At 41.7% G+C, this 16,637-nt stretch carries 15 protein-coding genes; 11 read left to right on the forward strand and 4 right to left on the reverse strand.

The genetic code is table 11. From position 1 onward, the window contains the following. Positions 1-67 precede the first annotated feature (67 nt). The 5 genes from ACTB00_RS09070 (at position 68) to ACTB00_RS09090 (ending at position 4,730) form a co-directional block, all read left to right on the forward strand. On the forward strand, positions 68-292 hold the full coding sequence (locus tag ACTB00_RS09070) for a DUF427 domain-containing protein (protein WP_463299594.1): 225 nt from the start codon (positions 68-70) through the stop codon (positions 290-292). A gap of 70 nt (positions 293-362) precedes the next feature. After that, positions 363-1,682, forward strand: a complete 1,320-nt coding sequence (locus ACTB00_RS09075) for a rhodanese-like domain-containing protein (protein WP_463299595.1) — start codon at positions 363-365, stop codon at positions 1,680-1,682. 3 nt (positions 1,683-1,685) lie between these two features. After that, complete coding sequence (locus ACTB00_RS09080) at positions 1,686-2,648, forward strand: L-histidine N(alpha)-methyltransferase (protein ID WP_463299596.1); 963 nt, start codon at positions 1,686-1,688, stop codon at positions 2,646-2,648. 10 nt (positions 2,649-2,658) lie between these two features. Then, the gene (locus ACTB00_RS09085; protein ID WP_463299597.1) at positions 2,659-3,516 is read left to right on the forward strand and encodes a hypothetical protein; all 858 of its coding nucleotides are present in this window, start codon (positions 2,659-2,661) and stop codon (positions 3,514-3,516) included. Positions 3,517-3,782: 266 nt separating this feature from the next. Continuing rightward, the gene (locus tag ACTB00_RS09090) at positions 3,783-4,730 is read left to right on the forward strand and encodes a pyruvate, water dikinase regulatory protein (RefSeq protein WP_463299598.1); all 948 of its coding nucleotides are present in this window, start codon (positions 3,783-3,785) and stop codon (positions 4,728-4,730) included. Here ACTB00_RS09090 and ACTB00_RS09095 read toward each other — a convergent pair. Further along, positions 4,666-4,998 (reverse strand): TraR/DksA family transcriptional regulator, encoded by a 333-nt coding sequence (locus ACTB00_RS09095; protein WP_463299599.1) that lies wholly within the window; start codon positions 4,996-4,998, stop codon positions 4,666-4,668. The two genes, ACTB00_RS09090 and ACTB00_RS09095, sit on opposite strands and share 65 nt — an antisense overlap. Before the next feature lie 501 nt (positions 4,999-5,499). Between ACTB00_RS09095 and ACTB00_RS09100 the strand changes: the two genes are divergently transcribed. Further along, positions 5,500-6,963 (forward strand): MFS transporter, encoded by a 1,464-nt coding sequence (locus tag ACTB00_RS09100; protein WP_463299600.1) that lies wholly within the window; start codon positions 5,500-5,502, stop codon positions 6,961-6,963. A 40-nt stretch (positions 6,964-7,003) separates the two neighbouring features. Next, entirely contained in the window at positions 7,004-7,978 is a 975-nt protein-coding gene (locus ACTB00_RS09105; protein ID WP_463299601.1) for an ROK family protein, read from the forward strand. A gap of 55 nt (positions 7,979-8,033) precedes the next feature. Here ACTB00_RS09105 and ACTB00_RS09110 read toward each other — a convergent pair whose 3' ends face one another. The 3 genes from ACTB00_RS09110 to dnaG form a co-directional block, all read right to left on the reverse strand. Beyond that, positions 8,034-9,056 (reverse strand): NAD-dependent epimerase/dehydratase family protein, encoded by a 1,023-nt coding sequence (locus ACTB00_RS09110; protein WP_463299602.1) that lies wholly within the window; start codon positions 9,054-9,056, stop codon positions 8,034-8,036. Positions 9,057-9,356: 300 nt separating this feature from the next. Beyond that, complete coding sequence (locus tag ACTB00_RS09115) at positions 9,357-9,839, reverse strand: pyridoxamine 5'-phosphate oxidase family protein (RefSeq protein WP_463299603.1); 483 nt, start codon at positions 9,837-9,839, stop codon at positions 9,357-9,359. A gap of 9 nt (positions 9,840-9,848) precedes the next feature. Next, entirely contained in the window at positions 9,849-11,801 is a 1,953-nt protein-coding gene (dnaG, locus tag ACTB00_RS09120; protein ID WP_463299604.1) for a DNA primase, read from the reverse strand. A 143-nt stretch (positions 11,802-11,944) separates the two neighbouring features. Between dnaG and ACTB00_RS09125 the strand changes: the two genes are divergently transcribed. The 4 genes from ACTB00_RS09125 (at position 11,945) to ACTB00_RS09140 (ending at position 16,632) form a co-directional block, all read left to right on the forward strand. Beyond that, positions 11,945-12,634, forward strand: a complete 690-nt coding sequence (locus tag ACTB00_RS09125; protein WP_463299605.1) for an SIR2 family NAD-dependent protein deacylase — start codon at positions 11,945-11,947, stop codon at positions 12,632-12,634. Position 12,635: 1 nt separating this feature from the next. Then, positions 12,636-13,262 carry a porin family protein gene (locus ACTB00_RS09130; protein ID WP_463299606.1) on the forward strand — a complete coding sequence of 209 codons (627 nt, stop codon included), beginning with the start codon at positions 12,636-12,638 and terminating at the stop codon, positions 13,260-13,262. Between the two features lie 146 nt (positions 13,263-13,408). Next, positions 13,409-15,763 (forward strand): TonB-dependent receptor, encoded by a 2,355-nt coding sequence (locus ACTB00_RS09135; RefSeq protein ID WP_463299607.1) that lies wholly within the window; start codon positions 13,409-13,411, stop codon positions 15,761-15,763. Positions 15,764-15,768: 5 nt separating this feature from the next. Continuing rightward, the gene (locus tag ACTB00_RS09140) at positions 15,769-16,632 is read left to right on the forward strand and encodes a DUF4249 domain-containing protein (RefSeq protein WP_463299608.1); all 864 of its coding nucleotides are present in this window, start codon (positions 15,769-15,771) and stop codon (positions 16,630-16,632) included. Positions 16,633-16,637: the final 5 nt, after the last annotated feature.

Raw genomic sequence — 16,637 nt, forward strand, 5'->3', positions numbered from 1 at the left:
AATAAATAGTGCAATGAGATCAACCTGAAACGGAAAAGCAATCGCTGAAAGTCAGGACATCGTCAATGTGGAAGGAAACAGCTATTTCCCAATTGAATCATTAAACAAAGAATATTTAAAAGATGGTGACACCCAGAAGGCTTGCCACCGGAAAGGAACTGCCTCTTACGATGACCGGGCAATTGATGGTAAGGTAAATCAGGATATCGCTTGGTTACGCGGAGCCGTTCGGCATAGCAAACAGCATCAAAGGACGTGTCGCGCTTTGGAAAGGTGTACAAGTGATCAGTGATTAAGTTCAAATAAACATATAAACCAACTCAAATACATTTTGTTGTTTGTTATAAACGAAGACAATCTAAATGAGTAATAATTCTATGTTTACTGAAATATCGACAGACGAGTTGGTGGCTTTATTGTCATCTCCCAAAGCAAAATTTATTGACATCCGTCCGGTTGACGCCTACAATGGCTGGCAGCTTCAAAATGAACCGCGAGGTGGTCACATCGAAGGTGCAAAAACTCTGCCTGCGAAGTGGGCCAATTACATTGATTGGATTGAAATAGTCCGGTCAAAAGGAATTCTGCCCGAACATGAAATAGTGTTGTATGGCTATTCAAAAGATAAAATAGAAGAGATTGCAACCCGCTTTCAAAAGTCGGGGTACAACCAAATTAAAATTTACAAACATTTTCAGGATGAGTGGTCGCCAAACACTGAATTACCGATGGATTTTCTTCCACGTTTCGAAAATTTAGTGCCCGCCAGTTTCGTAAACGAGATCATTTCAGGCGAAAGACCATTGGAGTACGAAGGGAAAAAAGTGGTGATTGTTCATGCTCATTATCGCAACCGCGATGCTTATTTGAGTGGTCACATTCCCGGTGCGATCGATATGGATACGCTTGCCCTTGAAGCCACGGAAACCTGGAATCGCCGGTCGCCGGAAGAATTGGAGCAAGCCTTGCTTCAACATGGAATAACGTCAGACACACTGGTTATTTCATACGGAAAATTCATGTTTCCGGATAATGATGATGAATTTCCGGGTAGCGCAGCCGGCGACATCGGAGCCATCCGCAATGCCTTCATCATGATGTATGCAGGCGTGAAAGATGTTCGGGTACTAAATGGTGGATTTCAATCCTGGGAAGATGCGGCATACGAAATCGCCACCGATGATGTTCCCAAAACTCCGGTTGAAAACTTCGGGGTAAACATTCCTGTAAAATCTGAACTTGCCGTTGACGTTCCGGAAGCGAAAGAAATGCTAGCCTCTTCAACAGCCGATTTGGTTTGCGTTAGAAGTTGGCCCGAGTATATTGGCGAAGTAAGCGGTTACAATTATATCGAAAAAAAGGGCCGTATTCCCGGGGCTATTTTTGGCAACTGCGGTTCCGATGCCTATCACATGGAAAACTATCGTCATGTGGATCATACAACTCGCGAATTTCATGAAGTAGCGGAGATTTGGAAACAGGTGGACATTACCCCGGATAAACACCTGGCCTTTTATTGTGGTACCGGATGGCGCGGTAGTGAAGCCTGGTTTAATGCCTGGCTGATGGGCTGGCCTCGTGTTTCGGTATTCGACGGTGGTTGGTTCGAATGGAGCAATGATCCTGAGAATCCGTATGAAACAGGAATACCTGAAAACTGGAATGCTGAAATTTATTCTTAACCCATGGAACAACAAACACTTATTTCCGAAATTGGTGCCGACACGTTAAACGGCCTTTCTGCAAATCCGAAATACCTTCTGTCGAAATATTTTTACGATGATCAGGGAAGTTCTATTTTTCAGGATATCATGCAAATGTCGGAATATTACCTCACTGATTGTGAATTTGAAATTTTCTCAACGCACAGAAAGCAAATTACCAATGCGTTTAAAGATGGTGTTCAAGGATTTGATTTGATCGAATTAGGATCTGGTGATGGATTGAAAACAAAAGTCCTCTTACAGTTCCTCATGGATAGTTCGGTTAGCTTTCGTTACATTCCGATAGACATTAGTCATAAAGCCAATGTGGAACTGGTAAGCAGTTTAGAAAAAGAACTTCCGTTGTTGAACGTCAGCGCCCAAACCGGCGACTATTTTCAGGAAGTGAAAAAGTTAAATGGCCACTCCGGCTTACGCAAGGTGATTTTATTTTTGGGGTCGAACATTGGAAATTTTTCGGAGGAAGAGATTGATCTCTTTTTCAGTCAACTCTCCGGTCTCTGTCATCAGGGAGACCGGGTACTCATCGGTTTCGATCTGAAAAAATCACCCGATGTGATTATGAACGCATACAATGATCCCCACGGACACACCGAAAAATTCAACCTCAACCATTTGCTACGGCTGAATAAAGAACTCAATGCTAATTTCAATCCAGCCAATTTTGAGCATCATACCGAATACAATCCGGAAACAGGAAGAGTGAAAAGTTTTTTGGTCTCCAAAACGAAACAAACAGTGTCGGTCGGCGACCTGGATAAAGATTTTCATTTCAATCCATGGGAAACTATTTTCATGGAATTGTCCCAAAAATTCGATTGCCAGGGTATTGAAAAGTTGGCTCAAGACCATGGTTTTAAAGTGGTAGAAAACTTTACCGATAAACGGAATTATTTTGTAGACTCACTTTGGCAAAAAATTTAAGCTCGAAATTATGGAACAAACAGACAGTTGGCAAAAGCTATCCATCTCCTTTAATGACGATTTAAAAAAGATCCTGCATCGGCAGCGCATTGCAGCTCAATTTATCGCCTTGGTTGGCCGATATCTTATTCCTGAGAAGCCCGACAAAAGCAATATTAATATGCAGTATATTCCCAAAAAACAGATTTTTCTGGGAAGTCAATTAGCTCGCGGAATATTCGTTGGTCTGCAACTACACCAATTAAAACTGCAAATTCTGGATGAAAATTTGTCACTGCTCAGTGAAATTTCACTGGTAGGGAGATCATTTGAAACTTCATTCTTTGAATTAAAGACAGAGCTTCAAAAGCTCGGAGTAGAAGTTAGTCAGTTAAAAACGAAACAGCCCTACCAACTCGATATGGATTTGCTGAAAGATGGCTTCTGTAGTCATGCTCACTTGGCTGAAATGGTTGAGGAAAGCATCCGATATCGGCATAATGCAGAGGTGGTCATGAAGGAATTTGCCTCAACCTTTTCAACTGTTGAACCGGTGCGTATCTGGCCTCATCATTTTGATACCGGTACTTTTGCCACGCTGGCACAAAATGAAAAGGGAGAAGCTTCGAAAACCATCGGGCTTGGCTGGGCTATTCCCGACGGTATGGTTGAGGAGCCCTATTTCTATCTAAGTTTTTCGTCTGAAAAATCGAATAACCTTTCGGACGGATTAAAAGAATTACCCAATGGGAAATGGATGACTCCCGATTGGAATGGCGCCGTTTTACCGTTAAGTGAAATCCTTAGTCAGCCAACTGCGAATGAACAATACGTTGGAGTCAAGTCCTTTTTTGAAAATGGTATTGATCAACTCCTAAAACGTATTTAACTCGATAACCAGTAAACCGAGAGAAAACCAATCCAGTTGTTAGGATTCGCAAAATCAACAATTGTTTAGTGGAAAAGGATGGAACCAACCAGACGGCAAGTTCATTGACCATGCCCATCTCATATGGGAAACAAGGTGGAAAAGCATAATGAATTGCTAGATGAGAATGAGCTTTTGTTTCTTCTCCCTTCTTTTATGTTTTAAAACTTTCGGGCTTTTTTTATAGAAGTTTTGTTTTATCTTATTGGAAACAAAGTATAAAGAACGTGGAAGAACGAGAAAAAAAGAAAAAAACAAAACCTATTTATGTCGTGTCAGGAGGGAAAGGATTAGCCGGAAACAACATGGTTCAGTCAGTTCTGATTCAATATCCGAACAACGATGTTCCGGTTATTATTGTTCCTAATGTGTCGGACGAAAAAAAGCTGAGGGAGATTGTATCTAAGGCAAAAAAGGATGGAGGTTTGATTACCCATACCATGGTTAATTCCGATTTAAGAAAAAGCCTGATCAGACAAGCAAAGGAAGAGGGTGTCAAGCAGATTGATTTTATGGGTGAGCTGGCCGATTACCTGGATAGCACACTGGGCATTCCTTCGTTGAAATCACCCGGCCTTTTTCGCGAAATTAACCAGCGGTACTTCGATCGTATTGATGCGATTGAGTTTACGTTGAATCAGGATGATGGAATGAGTCCGGAGCGCTTAAACAAAGCTGAAATTATTTTGTGCGGAGTCTCGCGATCGGGTAAAACACCGTTGAGTGTGTACTTGTCGATGTATGGATGGAAAGTAGCAAACGTTCCCTTAGTGAATGGAATTAAGCCACCCCGGGAGTTATTTGAGGTTGATCCGAAAAGGGTATTTGGTTTACATATTAGCCCGCAGCATCTGATTGCCCACCGAATAAAGCGATTGAAAAGTTTACCGCGTCATGACAGCTCAAAATACACCGACGAAAAGTTGGTGAAGAACGAAATTCGGAACGCTTCATTTGTATTCAAAAAGGGTGGGTTTACGGTCATTCACGTATCAAGCAAACCGGTTGAATCCAGCGCTAATGAAATCCTGAATATTATGAATGAACGTTTTGAATACGGTGGACGAAAAATTACGTCTCCCTATCAGGATGCGGCGAATCCGGTTGGACTTAATGAGAACATTGAACACAATACAAACTTTGAGGCATCATCAGAAGGCGACCCAAAGGAATAGCTTGTTTGCAGCGGGCACAAAGTCCGAAATTCTCATCGTCAATTTTTGTTAATACACTGTTGAGTTTGAAGAGTTTTTCTTCTGCTTTCCGCAAAGCGGCTTCTGCAACACTTTTATTGTTGATGGCATCCATTCTGGAAATTCGACCGATCGCATTCTCGGGAACAATGGGTTGAGTGTTTTCCTTGTAGTCAATAATGTATTGGCGGGTTTTTTCAATTTCCCTCAGAATTTTGACTCGAATTTCCTCTTTGTTCAATTTATCCATTTGATTTTTTATCTCTCGCAATTTATCCAAATTTGACTACTTCACAAACCACGATTAACGATACAAATAATTTTTATGCAGTGGTATGTTGCGTGTGCAACACGCTGATAGACTGGCGGGTTTACTCTTGTGCCAATAGTCGAAATATTCAAATCCATTGAAACAACGTGATTGAATGTTGAGAAATAGTTTTACAACATGTTTGGATTGAACCTAAATTAGGAGAAACAGGATATCCTGATCCCGAAAAACAATTTAAATTTTTAAATTTGCTCTGCCTAAATCACAGAGCATTGGGATGCTTTTTAAATAAACCTAAAATAATACATGATGGAACCGACTAATAAACTGCGCTTTAGCACAACTTATTTTTATGCTATTGTTTATAATTCCGGATTTTCCGGTTCTTTTAAGTCTAAATTCTCCCCTAGCTCCGTTAACAAATTGAAATTACCTTAAATAATAATAAATAATTTAAAACTATCCTTAATTAACTTAATTATGCAAGAGAGTAAGAAGAATTATGTAGTGCCAATTTTTATGATGATTTTACTTTTTGGTATGATCTCATTTGTTACCAACTTGGCAGCACCGATGGGTATCGTGCTGAAAAATCAGTTCAATGTTTCTAATAGTTTGGGAATGCTTGGAAACCTGGCAAACTTTATCGCCTATGCTGTTATGGGTATTCCCGGAGGTATTTTACTTCAAAAAGTTGGATATAAAAAAACAGCGCTTATTGCTGTCGCGGTTGGGTTCGTAGGGGTCGGCATTCAATACCTTTCAGGACATGCCGAAAGTTTTGCCGTGTATTTGTTAGGTGCCTTCATCGCGGGATTCTCCATGTGTTTGTTAAACATTGTGGTAAACCCGATGCTAAATAAACTTGGAGGAGAAGGTAACAAGGGAAACCAGCTTATCCAGGTGGGTGGTTCTTTCAACTCAGTTATGGCTACATTTACCCCGGTATTTGTAGGTATTCTTATTGGTGAAGCAACAAAAGCTTCTATTCCCGATGTATATCCGATCCTGTACATTGCCATGGCTGTTTTTGCTCTGGTATTCTTTATTCTTCGATTAACACGAATTCCTGAACCACATGCTGACCAACCAAAAGAAGCACTGGGCGGCCTTATGTCCGGAGCTTTAAAATTCCGTCATTTCGTTTTGGGAGCCATAGGTATTTTTGTATATGTAGGAATTGAGGTTGGAACTCCGGGGATTGCCAATTTATACATGACAACTCCTACTGAAGACCAAGCTGAAACAATTATTGCTGAATATGAGAAACAACAATCCGATGCAGCTTACCTTGAAGAAATCACAGCTCTTGATGTTAAAAATGCGAGCGTTGATGGATATCGTATGCAAGTTGTGAGTGAAATAGCTTACGAAAGTTCAAACAGAATTATTGACGGGAGAGATACGCCGGGATTAGGAATTGGAGCCGGAATTGCCGGTGGAATTGTCGGATTTTACTGGCTGTTGATGTTGGTTGGTCGTTTGACTGGTGCTGCAGTTGGAAGCACTGTTTCCAGTAGAAAGATGCTAGGTTTTACTTCATTTCTTGGAATCGTTTTGATTGTGTTGGCAATTTTCTGGCCGGAGGGAACATTGATCTCAATGCCGGCATTTCAATCAGGAACCGCGGGTTTGAGTTTTGGCCTTGTTCCTGTTCCAATTAAATTCTTATTCATTGCATTGGTCGGACTCTGTACCTCAATCATGTGGGGAAGTATCTTTAACCTTGCGGTTGAAGGACTCGGTAAATATTTGGCTGCTGCTTCAGGGATTTTTATGGTGCTCGTAGCTGGTGGAGGTATTCTTCCTGCAATTCAAGGATGGTTGGCTGATGTGGCGGATTATCAGGCGAGTTACTGGTTGATTGTGGTTTGTTTTGGATATCTGTTATTTTATGCAGTTATTGGAAGCAAAAACATTAATACAGATATTCCGGTTGATTAAGTAGTTACTGTAGACTTTAGAAATTAAAAATTATAACGAGATGAAAAAAGTTACAATAGGTGTTGATATTGGTGGAACGAATACGGCAATTGGTGTGGTTGACAGCAAGGGCCAGGTTATGGTTAAAGACTCAATTTTAACACCATCGCATGGAGATATTGACAAATACATCAATGAATTGACTGTTGCGATTCAAGAGTTGATTAAGTCGGTGAAACTGATGAATGACGATATTGAAATTTTAGGAATTGGTATCGGTGCTCCAAATGGCAATTATTACAACGGGACGATTGAATATGCTCCAAACCTTTCTTTTAAAGGAGTTGTTCAATTCGTTAAACTTATGCGTAAAAGTTTCCCCGAAATGAAAGCTTTAGCGCTGACTAATGATGCGAATGCAGCGGCTATTGGCGAAATGATTTATGGTGGAGCGAAGGGCATGAAAAACTTCGTCATGTACACACTAGGAACCGGTGTGGGAAGTGGCGTAGTTGTTAATGGTGACTTGGTTTACGGACATGATGGTTTCGCAGGAGAGTGCGGACACACAACCTTGATACCCGGTGGTCGTTTGTGCGGTTGCACTGCTAAAGGACACTTGGAAGCCTATTGCTCTGCACCAGGCATGAAGCGTACCGCTTTTGAAATTATGGCTCGCGACAATGCCGGAGATAGCTTGTTGGCTGATAAATCGTTTAATGAGTTGAACTCTAAAATGATTTTTGATGCTGCAGAGAAAGGAGATAAAGTGGCCTTAGAGGTTTTTGAACAAACCGGGAAATGGTTGGGACAAGGATTAGCGGATACTGTTCATCACTTGAGTCCTGAGGCAATTTTCTTATTTGGTGGGCCAACAGCGGCAGGTGATTACATTTTTAAACCAACAAAAGCTAGCCTGGAGGAACATTTATTGCCAATCTTTAATGGTAAGATTAAAGTTTTACCTTCAGAGTTAAGACCCGGAGACGCCGCAATTGTTGGTGCTAGTGCTTTAGTTTGGAAGGAAGTTGAATAGTACGATTGATCAAATCGATATATAAAAAACGGGTGCTCAATTGGGCACCCGTTTTTTATATAATATCTTTCTGAAAAAGATGTGCAATGTCAGCAATGGTAGTATCTAAATTGAGGTAATGAAAATCAATTGTTTTTTGAATTTTATCCCCGTTGTAACGGTTGATCCGGTTAGATCCGGATATCGCTTCTTTGGTAATTTGCGGGCGTTTTCCCGAGAAAAAACTGGCTACCCGCGCAGCACGCCAGGCTACTTGTAGAATCATATCGGAAGCGAAAGTTCTTGGGCGCGGCTTTTGCAAATTGTCAGCTATTTTATTAAAAAAATTCTGATAACTCATATTGCCGGCATTCAGGATGAAACGTTGGTTTTTGGTCTTGTTAAAATTGCTGTCGTCCATGAGCCGAACCATTGCTGCAGCAACATCACGAACATCAACAAACCCGGTTTCTCCCTTGGTGTAATATTTTAATCCTTTCCCAATTGCTTGAAAAAGCTTGGGGCTGCCAATATCCCAGTTACCCGGCCCGAGAATTATCGATGGGTTCACAATCACCGCGTCAAGCCCTTCTTCGATACCGCGCCAAACTTCCATCTCCGAAAAAAACTTGCTCAGGCTATAGCCCGATTTTTGTTTCGAAGGAATCCAATAAGTTTCTTCGTTTATTTCGCTACCATCCTGCGTTCTTCCCAGGGCCGCAATAGAGCTGATGTGGCCGAACTTTCTAACCTTATTGTGGATGGCTGCATTAATCAGGTTGGCGGTTCCTTTTACGTTATTATTGAGCATGCTGTCGCGGTCGTTGGCATGAAAAGATACGATAGCTGCACAATGATAAACTTCAGTAGCTCCAACAAGCAAATTTTCCAGACTGTGGTAATCCAAGATGTCTCCTTCGACCCACTCAATTTGGCTAAATAGTTCTTCGGACTGATCGCTGTAGTACGAAAAAACTTTCTTCACCCATTTAACATTGCTGGTAGGGCGTTTTAAAACGCGCACCTTTTTACCTGAACTAAGCAGGTTAAACAGCAAATGGGATCCAACCAATCCGGTACCTCCTGTCACAAAAATCATAGCGTAATTTTGCCTAAAGATAAAACATTAAAGAATCTGTGAAAATTGATGATATTGTAGAATGGTGATTATTTTCTAATTTTAGAATATGAATGACGAAAAAGGTATATTTTTTGAAACCAAAGAAGATTCTAATCGGCGGAGAATGAGAGAATCGCAGATGCGGAGTTCTCACGAGCGGTTTATTTTTTTTCTTCAATTATGCAGCGAAATGCGTTTGTTTGATATAAAAGAAGTTCACCCAAATCGTCTAAAAAATAACTTTATCATCGAATGAGACTCCAAAAAGGGAAATAACTTTTAGGACTTCCAGGGAGTTACTGCTTTGGCTCCAAAAACCTTTCCTTTAATATTTTTAATGTGCACTTTCATAATGCCAACATTAACAACGGCAGGCTTGCTAAACTTAAATTCGCGGTCGCTGTATTGAGCCATTACAAGCTTGAGCAGGCGGTATTTTTCATTGTAATCGTCAACAATTTCAATTGCTCCTTCAACAACCACCGATTTTGATTTAACACGATAGCTGCATCCAACACTCACATCTTGCCAGGCAAGCTCTTCGCCCAATGTCCAGTTAATGCAGATGCTCGGGTTTTTTTTAATCGTTTCCCACATGCGGCCTTCCTGTGCCGAATGCAAGATGATGGTGTCATTCTCCAAGGCGAAATTCATCGGCAATACATACGGCTGGTCATTATCAGACATGGCAACAAAGCAGGTCTTGCATGCTCTTATTACTTCGTCGATCTCTTCTCGATTTTCGATAAACAGGGTTCTCATATCTTTTCTTTAACGGGTAATGGTTCGGTTTCCAAGTTGAATGGAAAGGTGTTTTTCCACTTTTTTTAGGTTGAGATATTGATTCTGAATTGTCATGACTTTCTCCATGTCGTTCTCAGTTGCTGCCAGCTGAATGCCTTTTTCCAGATCCGAAAGCATGTTTTTCACCTTTCGCAGTTTATATTCCTGAACGATTTTCGGAACCAGTAAATCGAGAATTTCATCTTCGGCTTCAACAAAAGCACCACCTCTCGCCCAACGTTTGCTTTCAGTGTATTTTTCTGAAATCAAATCACTGGCCATTTGACTGATTCGCTGATCCTGGTGATGGGTAAAAAACTGGCTTGGATTAAATTTCTTGTTGTCCAGATTCTCCCTGAAAAAGTCCAGAAATTGATTGATTAGCTCGTTATCTGAATACAGGCCATCATTCTCCAGTTCGCTGAGCACAAAATGTCCAACTGAAATAGAGAACTTTTCTTCAGGGTTTTCGCCTTCTTCTTCAAAAACTTCAGTGTGAAAGTATTTCATCAATATTCGCAAAATCTCTCGTTCTTCAATTTCGCACAGGTTTTTGATAACCTTCGGAGTAGGAGGTGGCGCGGGTTGTCGTTGTTGAGCTGCTTTATCGCGATATTCTTTCCGGCGATTCTCTTCCGACTCCTTTTGCATCATCTTGCGCATTTCGGTATACAAGATGTTCTCTTCAACATCCATTAAGCTACTGCATTCTTTGATGTATAGAGAACGGGTGATTGCGTCGGGAACTACCGATATCGAATGGACGATATTGTTAATCAGCCGGGCTTTGCTTACCGGATCGTTATCAGCATCTTTCAATAACAAATTTGTTTTGAAACGAATGAAATCCGTTTGGTTTTTATCGATGTATTCCTGAAGTTCCGTTGAGCTCATCGATCTGGAAAAAGAGTCAGGATCTTCACCTTGGGGAAGTAGCAAAACTTTGACATTCAACCCTTCTTCCAGCACCAGATCAATTCCTCGGAGTGAGGCCTTAATTCCGGCTTCGTCACCATCGTAAATAATGGTGATATTAGGTGAAAAACGCTTGATTAATCGAATTTGATCAGAAGTTAATGCCGTTCCTGACGAGGCAACCACATTCTCAATCCCAGCCTGATGAAAGGCCAACACATCGGTGTATCCTTCAACCAAATAGCACTTATCTTGCTTCGTGATCTCACGTTTGGCCTGAAAGATACCGTACAGCACCCGGCTTTTGTGATAAATGTCCGACTCTGGCGAGTTCAGGTATTTGGCTATTTTTTTATCATCCTTCAGTGTTCGTCCACCAAAAGCAATCACCCGGCCGGCTACGTTATGAATCGGAAACATCACCCGACCGGCAAAGCGGTCGCGCACCCAATCGTCGCGCTTGATAGTCAGCCCCGTTTTTTCGAGGAATTCCATCTGGTATCCTTGTCTTTGTGCCGCTTGGGTAAACTTATCTTTCCCATCCGGGCAATAGCCCAGCTCGAACTTTTTAATGATGTTATCCTGCAACTGCCGCTCGCGCAAGTAGCTGAGTCCAATAGTTCGACCCTCGTTTTCTTCCCACACAAATCGGGTAAAATATTTCTGGGCAAAGGCCGAAACAATCATCATACTTTCGCGCTCATCTTTGAGCTGCTTCTGTGCTTCCGTTTCTTCCTCTTCTTTGACATCAATATGGTATTTTTTGGCCAACCACTTCAGCGCTTCAGGGTACGAAAGGGATTCGTGCTCCATGATAAAGTTAACCGAATTGCCTCCTTTTCCGCAGCCAAAACACTTAAAAATACCTTTGGCAGGAGATACCATAAACGATGGAGTTTTCTCGTTGTGAAACGGGCATAACCCAAGCTGGTTGGTTCCCCGCCGCTTTAAACTTACAAACTCCGAGACTACTTCTGTAATCTCTGCGGCATCCATTATGCGGTCAACTGTTGACTGGTCGATCATAGCCACAAAAGTAGGAAAATAGAGTTGAATTGATGAGGCCTGTTGAAAAGTAATTGGATTTCAAATTACGTGGATGCGAAGTGTACTACCTTTCGTTTTTCAGCTTGAATAAATTATCTTTAAAACAAAAAAACCCGATATTCATGAAAAAGAGATTAGTGATATTGACCGGTGCCGGAATGAGCCAGGAAAGTGGGATTCGTACTTTTCGGGATATGGGAGGTTTATGGGAAGAATATGATGTCACAGAGGTGGCCACTCCAGAGGCATGGCACAGAAATCCGGAATTGGTTATGAAATTTTACAACGATCGGCGAAAGCAGCTATACGAATGCGAACCAAATCCGGGACATGTCGGTTTAGCAGAACTGGAAGCCGATTTTGACGTGCAAATTATTACTCAGAATATTGACGATTTGCACGAGCGGGCGGGAAGCTCAAAAGTACTGCACTTACATGGCGAATTAAAAAAGGTGAGAAGTACACGTTACGATGACTTAATTTATGATTTAGATGGCTGGGAGTTGAAGTTTGGCGACACCTGTGAAGAAGGCTTTCAGCTTCGGCCACATATTGTGTGGTTTGGCGAAATGGTTCCGGCTATGGATGAGGCCATGCCACTGGTAAAGGAAGCCGATATTTTTGTGGTGGTCGGTACTTCGCTCAATGTATATCCGGCTGCCGGATTGATTCATTATACGCAAGATGGAGTTCCAATTTTTGTCGTTGATCCGGAGCGTCCGCCGGTTCACCGAAATGGAATTGAGTTTATTGAGGAAAAAGCTGGACATGGTGTATCTATTCTGAAAGAGAAACTTAAAAAATTGAAATAACGTGAGAAGAATTTTACTTGTAGTACTATTTGCCCTGACGGTTTTTGCGCTTCGGGCACAACGCTTTGAAGGTGGGATTTTGGGTGGATTTAATGCGTCTCAGGTTTCGGGAGATAACACCAATGGTTATCGCAAACCCGGTATATTGCTAGGTGGTTATGTGATGCGGGATTTCAGTCGGGACTTATTCTTTGGAATGGAAATTAAGTACTCGCAAAAAGGAAGCCGCAAAAACCCGTCGAATAAAACCACCAATGTGCAACAAGAAGATCTTGAAAAATATATCATGCGTTTGGGTTATGCTGAAGTACCTTTCTTTTTGGGGTATCGAACAAGCGATCGGATTTCAATCCTGGCAGGGCTATCGGCCGGATACCTGGTACACAGCAAAGAACTGGACAATTACGGTGAAATTCCGGAAGTTGAACAACGCGAATTCAACGCTTTCGATTTTCAGGCTTTTGTTGGCATGCGGTATGACTTTACCGATCGCCTAGCACTTGATTTAAGACTTGCCTATTCACTGCTTCCCATTCGAGATTTGCCTGGACAAGCTGTTTCCTATTGGCTGGATGATCAATACAGCAATGTAATAAGTACTGGTTTGTATTATCGGTTAGGTCGCTGATTTTGATTATTCTCGGAGCCTTGTAATCACAGCTTCCTGCATTTAATTCTTTTTTCATAAAAAAAATTGCAACGTTTGGGTATTGAGGTTGTCTTATAGAGAAAGCTGGAAACAAAGAACAACAAACAACTGAAAACAATTAGAAAATGTTCAGAAAATTACTTCTCTTAATTGCTGTATTGCAAGGTGCAGCGGGGCTGCACTATGCACACGCTGACGAAGATGACAAAGCTGATCGAAAGATTATCAGTGGTCATATTCTCGATTCTGAAAGTGGTGAAAGCCTGATCGGGGCTTCGGTATTAATTAAGGAATTGGGAGTTGGCACAATCAGTAATAGTTATGGTTTTTATTCCCTTTCAATTACACCGGCATCATATACCTTGATTTGCAGTTACATTGGTTATGAAGATTATGTGCAGAAAGTTGACATGACCGAAGATCTCCGCCTGGAGGTTGAGCTGACTCCTTCATCGGAAGAATTGGACGAAATTCAGGTTAAAGGAGAGCGTCGCGACCAAAACATCAAGCAGGTTGAAATGGGAGTTGAAAAACTTCAGCCCCACACCATTAAATCGATTCCGGCATTAATGGGTGAAGTTGACTTGATAAAAGCCATCCAATTGTTACCCGGAGTTCAGTCTACTTCCGAGGGAGGTTCCGGCTTTAGTGTTCGCGGTGGAAGTCCTGATCAGAACCTGATTTTACTTGATGAGGCAACGGTTTACAATGCCTCGCATTTGATGGGTTTCTTTTCGGTATTTAATAATGATGCCATCAAAGATTTGAAGTTGTACAAAGGTGACGTGCCTTCGCAATATGGTGGTCGCTTATCGTCGCTTTTGGATGTGCGGATGAAAGATGGTAATTCGAAAAAATTTGAAGGAGCAGGCGGAATTGGAACTATCTCAAGTCGTTTAACAATTGATGGCCCGCTGAAAAAAGATAAAACCACCATGCTGTTGTCGGGCCGACGAACGTATATGGATCTGTTTCTGCCATTGTCGTCGGATGAAGATGTGCGTGACAGCCGTTTGTATTTTTACGATGCCAGCTTGAAATTGACTCACCGGTTCAATGAGAATAACCGCCTTTATGTGAGTGGTTATCTTGGGCGCGATGTGATGAAGAGTTCCTTTTTCAGGATGGGTTTCGGAAACAAAACCTTCACTGCCCGGTGGAACCATATTTTCAATCAGAAATTGTTTATGAATCTGACGACGGTTTGGAGCCGTTACGACTATGAATTAGGCACTGCGGAAGATGAACCTGAATCCTGGCTTTGGGAATCAGATTTAGAAGATATTGGTTTGAAAGCTGATTTTAGTTATTACATTACCCCCGAGCATTCGTTGAAGTTTGGGCTACAGAGCTTTCATCACACGTTTAATCCTGGTGCGGCTATGGGCGTTGGCAATCAGTCTATATTTGGTGAATACATTATTGACAAGAATTACGCTCTGGAGCATGCTGCCTATTTGGAGCACCAGCATAAAATAGGCAATAAACTGGTGTTGAAGTATGGAATCCGGGCGTCCCTTTTTCAGAATATTGGCGAAGGAACGGTATACGATTTTGACAACAATTACGAGGTGGTTGATTCCACAGTCTACAGTTCAGGAGAGGTGTATAAAAACTATTGGGGATTGGAACCACGTTTTGGGATAAACTATTTGTTTGCAAAAGACTGGTCGTTTAAATTCAATTACAACCGGTCTCGTCAAACCATTCAGCAGGCTGCGAATACGTCGGCGGGCAGTCCTTTGGATATTTGGTTTCCGGCGAGTCCAAATGTGAAGCCACAGGTTGCCGATCAGTTTGCATTTGGGGTATTCCGAAATTTAAAGAACGGCGTTTACCAACTTTCTGTTGAGGCGTATTACAAAGACATGAAAAATACCATCGATTTTGCCGACCATGCGGAATTGTTGCTCAACAAATACCTGGAAGGTGAACTCCGGGTTGGAAATGCAAAGGCTTATGGAGCAGAGTTTTTAGTGAAAAAAACCGAAGGGAAATTAACCGGATGGATTGGCTATACCTTGTCCAGATCGGAGCGAAAGATTCCTGAAATTAATGATGGCAAAACCTACTCTGCGCCTTTTGATAAAACACACGACTTAAGTGTGGTTCTCAATCATCAACTAAGCAAACGTGTCTCATTGTCTGCCAATTGGGTGTATTCAACCGGTCAGCCGGTTACTTTGCCTGTGCAGCGTTACGAGGTTAATGGTACAATTATCCCGTATTACTCGGAACGAAATGGTGCCCGCTATGATGATTATCACCGACTTGATTTATCGCTGACACTTCAATCTAAAAACAAGAAACAAAGACCATGGAGTGGCGAGTGGGTTTTTTCAATTTATAATGTTTACAACCAAAAAAATACCTGGGCACTAAATTTTGTTCAGGATGAAGAAAACCCCAATGAAACGTATGCAGAGAAAACTTATTTGTTTCCGATAATTCCGGCAGTTACCTACAACTTTAAATTCTAAACGTCATGCCATTCAAATATATATATTCAATCGCTTTTTTAATTGTTTTGGTACAATCGTGCACCGAACGTGTAGACATTGATCTGGAAGAGGCCGGGGAGCCTCGATTGGTTGTTTTTGCTGAAATAACCAACGAAGTAAAAGCACACGAAGTCTGGTTGGGGAAATCAGCACCCTATTTTAGTAATCAGTCTCCAGCAATGGTTTCCGGAGCTGTGCTTACCATTGAAAATGATTTTCAAACCATTCAACTAACTGAAGATCGAGATCGACAGGGAATCTATTTAACACCAAAGGACTACAGAGGAGTAGTTGGTGCGCACTACAAATTAACAGTTTCCGGTGTTGATGTGAATGGAGATGGTCAACTGGAAACTTACGAGGCCGAAACCGAAATGAAAGCTTCAGCTCCGGTTCAGGGAGTTGCGGTTGCGTATAATGCCAGCTGGGAAGGCTGGGAAGTGGGACTTTACAGTAAAGATCCTGCGGAAACTGAAGATTACTACCTGTTTAAAGTATACAAAAACGGGGTGCTTTATACTGATTCTATCCATAATTATTGGACGGCGGATGATCGCTTTTTTAACGGTAATGAGATCAATGGGCCTGTTGTTCAGTATTTTGATGAAGAGAATGGAGAGTTTGTTGAGCAGGGAGATACCATTATGCTGGAAATGGCCGGAATTACGAAGGAGTATTACGATTATATTGCAGCAGTAGATCTTGAAACCGGTGAAAAGATTCCCCTGTTTAGCGGACCTTCGGCCAATCCTAAAGGAAATATAAGCAATGGTGGACTTGGCTTTTTTGCTGTGATGGAAGTCCAACGCGGACAAGCTATTTATAATGGGGCTGAAGTAGAAAATTAATAGCA

Source organism: Sunxiuqinia sp. (genome assembly GCF_055140945.1).

Bases quoted from the DNA above. Each gene is read 5' to 3' on its own strand.
- ACTB00_RS09075 (WP_463299595.1), top strand. From the start codon at position 363: ATGAGTAATAATTCTATGTTTACTGAAATATCGACAGACGAGTTGGTG.
- ACTB00_RS09080 (WP_463299596.1), top strand. From the start codon at position 1,686: ATGGAACAACAAACACTTATTTCCGAAATTGGTGCCGACACGTTAAAC.
- ACTB00_RS09085 (WP_463299597.1), top strand. From the start codon at position 2,659: ATGGAACAAACAGACAGTTGGCAAAAGCTATCCATCTCCTTTAATGAC.
- ACTB00_RS09095 (WP_463299599.1), bottom strand. From the start codon at position 4,998: ATGGATAAATTGAACAAAGAGGAAATTCGAGTCAAAATTCTGAGGGAA.
- ACTB00_RS09100 (WP_463299600.1), top strand. From the start codon at position 5,500: ATGCAAGAGAGTAAGAAGAATTATGTAGTGCCAATTTTTATGATGATT.
- ACTB00_RS09105 (WP_463299601.1), top strand. From the start codon at position 7,004: ATGAAAAAAGTTACAATAGGTGTTGATATTGGTGGAACGAATACGGCA.
- ACTB00_RS09110 (WP_463299602.1), bottom strand. From the start codon at position 9,056: ATGATTTTTGTGACAGGAGGTACCGGATTGGTTGGATCCCATTTGCTG.
- ACTB00_RS09115 (WP_463299603.1), bottom strand. From the start codon at position 9,839: ATGAGAACCCTGTTTATCGAAAATCGAGAAGAGATCGACGAAGTAATA.
- dnaG (WP_463299604.1), bottom strand. From the start codon at position 11,801: ATGATCGACCAGTCAACAGTTGACCGCATAATGGATGCCGCAGAGATT.
- ACTB00_RS09125 (WP_463299605.1), top strand. From the start codon at position 11,945: ATGAAAAAGAGATTAGTGATATTGACCGGTGCCGGAATGAGCCAGGAA.
- ACTB00_RS09135 (WP_463299607.1), top strand. From the start codon at position 13,409: ATGTTCAGAAAATTACTTCTCTTAATTGCTGTATTGCAAGGTGCAGCG.
- ACTB00_RS09140 (WP_463299608.1), top strand. From the start codon at position 15,769: ATGCCATTCAAATATATATATTCAATCGCTTTTTTAATTGTTTTGGTA.